This window comes from Bradyrhizobium sp., from assembly GCF_049581145.1.
GTDB lineage: Bacteria > Pseudomonadota > Alphaproteobacteria > Rhizobiales > Xanthobacteraceae > Bradyrhizobium.
Genome location: NZ_JBAURI010001150.1, coordinates 1 through 4,216 on the forward strand (window position 1 = coordinate 1; position 4,216 = coordinate 4,216).

Sequence of the window (4,216 nt, forward strand, 5' to 3'; positions counted from 1 at the left end):
GGTTCGTCGAGCAGCAGCAGCCGCGGCCTGGCCAGAAGCGCGCGGCCGAGCGCGACGCGCTGGCGCTCGCCGCCCGATAATTTGCCGGGACGGCGGTCGAGCAGATGGCCGATGTCGAGCAGATCGGTGACGCGCTGGTGTTGCGCGGCGTCGTCGGGGAGGCGGTTCATGCGCCGGCCATAGTCGAGGTTGTGCAGGACATCGAGATGCGGAAACAGCCGCGAGTCCTGAAAAACGTAGCCGATGCGCCGGCGATAGGCCGGAACATGGATGCCCTTGGCGGTATCGTCGAGCGTTTCGCCGTCGAGGGTGATGGTGCCGCGATCGGGCCGCAACAGGCCGGCGATCATGTTGATCAGCGAGGTCTTGCCGGCACCGGAGGCGCCGAACAATCCGGTGACGCGGCCTTCGCTCTCGAAGGATGCTTCCAGCGCGAGTTCGCCGAGTTTCTTTGCGACGTCGACCCGCAGCACGGTCAATTTCCGTGCACGCGCTCTGTGGCGCGTCGCGCGAACCATTCCGAGCCCACCAGTGCCGCGACTGCGATGACGACGGACACCAGGACCAGCCGCAGCGCCGCGACGTCGCCGTCCGGCGTCTGGATCAGCGAATAGATCGCCGACGAGATGGTCTGGGTTTCCCCGGGAATGTTCGACACAAAGGTGATGGTGGCGCCGAACTCGCCGATCGCCTTGGCGAAACCGAGCACCATGCCGGCAAGCACGCCGGGCAGCGACAGCGGCAGCGTGACGCTGAGAAATACCCGCCACGGCGCGGCGCCGAGGGTCTCCGCGGCCTGTTCGAGCCGCTGGTCCACCGCCTCGATCGACAGCCGCATCGGCCGCACCAGCAGCGGAAACGACATCACGCCGCAGGCCAGCGCCGCGCCGGTCCAGCGGAAGGCGAACACGATGCCGAGATGGTCGGCGAGCCATGCTCCGACCAGGCCGCGCCGGCCGAGGGTCAGGAGCAGCAGGTAGCCGGTGACGACAGGCGGCAGCACCAGCGGCAGATGGATCAGCGCATCGAGCAGCGACTTGCCCCAGAAATTGCGCCGCGCCAGCAGCCACGCCAGACCGATTCCGAGCGGCGTCGCGATCACGGTTGCAACGGTGGCGACCCGCAGCGAAAGCCGGATCGCCGTCCATTCCGTGGCAGTGATATCCAGCACGTCAGGAGGTCGGATGGATCAGATAGTCGAAGCCATACTTTTCCAGCACCGTCTTGGCGGCCTGCGACTTCAGATAGGACAGGTAATCATTGGCCTCAGGCTTCGCGGTCGTCGTCGCGGCCACCGGATAGATGATCGGCGGGTGGGTGTCGGCCGGAAAAGTGCCGACGATCTTGACGCCCGGCTCGACCTTGGCGTCGGTCGAATAGACGATGCCGAGCACGGCCTCGCCCCGGGCCACCAGGGTCAGCGCCGCGCGCACGCTCTCGGCCATCGCGAACTTCGGCGCGGCGGCCTGCCAGGCGCCGAGCTTTTCCAGCGCAGCCTTGGCGTATTTGCCGACCGGCACGGCGTTGACGTCGCCGGTCGCGATCTTGCCGTCGCCGGCGAGCTTCGCCAGGTCGAAGCCTGGTCCGATCGTCACGTTGCCGATCGTCGAATCCTTCGGTGCGATCAGGACGATGCTGTTGCCGAGCAGATTGACCCGGGTCGGCACGTTGATGTCCTTCCTGGCAACCACATAGTCCATCCAATCGGTATCGGCGGAGACGAAGATGTCGGCGGGCGCGCCCTGTTCGATCTGCTTTGCCAGCGTCGAACTCGCGGCATAGCTGGCCTGGACCTTGACGCCAGTCTTGGCGGTGAAGCCTGCATCGACGTCGTCGAGCGCGTTCTTCATCGAGGCTGCGGCGAACACGACGATGGTCTTGTCTTCGGCCAGCGCGGGCGCACAGGTCGATCCGCAGAGGATGACAAGGCTCAAAAGCAGTCCGGTGAGGCGGTGCATCATGGCGCTCCATACGTCATCGCGCGTGTATAAGCGCAGCCGCCATGGGCGCGCGCAAATCGGGCGTGGCTGATCACGGGAATCACGACGGGCGGAAGCGCCGTTCCGGCAGTCTCTGCCGGCTTACGGCCGGTCAGGACTATCGCGGGCGAATCATAACAGGCTGGGCTTTCGGGTAAAGCCCTCCTATTCGGATGGCAGGATCGCGATCGAGATCGAGTTCTCGCTGCTGCCGGAGACCTGCAGCACGAACGGCTTGTCGGCAAGCTGGTATTTCATGGTCTTGCGGATGCCCTCGCAGTCGGTGGCCCCGCTGAAGCCCTTGGGCTTGAGGAAATGGCCGTCCTGGACGACATCGACCCAGGCGCCCGCCGACAGGCTGATGGTATAGATACCTGCCTTCGGCGCTGTCTTGACGCTGGTAAAACCCGCAAAGGTGCCATCCTTGGGCGCGCGCTCGGGCGGGGTCGGCAACTTTGCCGCTGTAGGCGCCAGCAGGGCCAGTGTGACGCCGGTCGACGGCAGCGCGGCGAGCTCGGCGCCCGAATTGAGCTTGGCGCGATCCGGTGCGGTCAGCGCGGCGCGTTCATGCTCGATCGGCCATTTGAACTTGTCGCAGCCGCTCGGTTCTTCCGCGGCAAGGGCAGGCCCGGCTGCGGCGAGCAGCAGCAACGCGACGACAGGGGTAATACGCATGCGCAATCCAGATGGTTGGGCCACGCGCAGACACGGCTGCGCTGGTGGCGATTTGGTCAGATCGGGAAATCGGGACCGTCGTCCCAAGGTTTTTGTTTCAAGGCGTCGCTCGCGCTTGCGGCGCGGCGGCCGACCATAGCTCATTGTGGCGGTACCGCGATAGTCCGTGCCGGCATCGCTACGGCAATTTCGTCGAGGCCTGCGCGCTGGGCTTGGCGTCGGCTGCGTTCAGCACGGCCCGGCAATCGGCCGGCATCTGCGCCAGTGTGATGCCGTGCGCCGGCTGCTCCGGCTCCTTCGGCGGTTCGGGATGCAGGATGGACTCCTTGAACCAGTAGGCGAGATCGTCCGGCTTGCAGCCGTCGCCGCCTTCCTGGTCCTTCTGGCCCTTGCATTCGCTGCTGCCCTGCGGGCAGCGCATCCGGATATGGAAATGATAGTCGTGGCCGTACCACGGCCGGACCTTGGACAGCCAACTGCGGTCGCCGCTGGCCTCGCGGCACAAGGCCTTCTTGATCGCGGCGTTGACGAAGATGCGCTGCACACTCGGCTCCATCGCGGCATCGCGGATGACGGCGACATGGCCGGGCGTGAAAACCTTCGGATCGATGTCGAGCCGGTCGTCGCGCACCATCATGGTCGCGGAGGTTTCCTCGCGCTCTTCGCGCGACAGCAGATGATCCGGCATCGGCGTCAGCCAGACATCGGCGTCGAGACCGATCTGATGGCTGGCGTGGCCGGACAGCGCCGGGCCGCCGCGCGGCTGCCCCATGTCGCCGACCAGGATTCCGGGCCAGCCGGCATCCTTGTGCGCCTTGGCCGCCAACCGCTGCAGCAGCGCGACCATGTCGGGGTGTCCCCAATTGCGATTGCGCGATAGCCGCATCACCTGCCAGGTGTCGCCAGTGATCGGCATCTCGGCCGCACCCGCGATGCAGCCGTCGCTATAGGCGCCGATCACCCGGGTCGGCCGCGCTGTGGGCAACAGCCTGCGCGCGAACAATTCCTTGGCGGCGATCTTGGGATCGTTGGGATTGGCGAGCGGTGGCAGCGGCTTCGGCTCGACGCTGCCCTTGTCCTGCGCCATGGCCCGGGTCAGCGTCTGAGACAAGGCCAGCGAGGCAGCGGCGGCGGCAATCGCGGCCAGCAGCGGGATCAGTGTTCGGCGCGCGTGCATCGGGTCACTCCATGCGCCACCAAGCGTAGCATGGAAGTGGGCGCGTTCTTCCAGTCGCAATTGGTTGATGAAGGCCTTGGCGATGGGCAAGGGTTTGGTTCGGCCGATGTCGCACGTCACGTGTGCTGGGCTGCCGCCGGCGCATGCATAGACGCTGTTTATGCTGCTCGGAGGGGAAAGGACCCGTGCGTCTTCTCGGCTCGAGATTTGGAACGGATATTGGTAACCGGGCGCTAACCTTCACACGGGTTTGGCCGAACTTCTCGCGCCCGCCCGCAGTTTGCCTATTCCTTATGCAAACGCACTGGCAGCTGTCATGGACAGTCCTCCCCTTTCGCAGCGTTTGCGGCGCACGGCCTCGATCTGAGGTTGCGTCGCAACCTCA

General features: G+C 65.8%; 5 protein-coding genes. All 5 read right to left on the minus strand.

All coding sequences use genetic code 11. From position 1 onward, the window contains the following. A partial coding sequence (locus tag WCB02_RS36640; protein ID WP_423966585.1) for an ATP-binding cassette domain-containing protein occupies positions 1–473 on the minus strand: 473 nt, incomplete at its 3' end. Positions 474–475: 2 nt separating this feature from the next. Then, a complete protein-coding gene (modB, locus tag WCB02_RS36645) occupies positions 476–1,171 on the minus strand; it encodes a molybdate ABC transporter permease subunit (protein WP_423966587.1) in 696 nt (231 codons plus the stop codon). A 1-nt stretch (position 1,172) separates the two neighbouring features. Then, on the minus strand, positions 1,173–1,958 hold the full coding sequence (gene modA / locus WCB02_RS36650; RefSeq protein WP_423966589.1) for a molybdate ABC transporter substrate-binding protein: 786 nt from the start codon (positions 1,956–1,958) through the stop codon (positions 1,173–1,175). Between the two features lie 186 nt (positions 1,959–2,144). Then, positions 2,145–2,654: a hypothetical protein gene (locus WCB02_RS36655; RefSeq protein ID WP_423966592.1), complete on the minus strand. Its 510-nt coding sequence runs from the start codon at positions 2,652–2,654 to the stop codon at positions 2,145–2,147. A 178-nt stretch (positions 2,655–2,832) separates the two neighbouring features. Further along, complete coding sequence (gene mepA / locus WCB02_RS36660) at positions 2,833–3,831, minus strand: penicillin-insensitive murein endopeptidase (protein WP_423966594.1); 999 nt, start codon at positions 3,829–3,831, stop codon at positions 2,833–2,835. Positions 3,832–4,216: the final 385 nt, after the last annotated feature.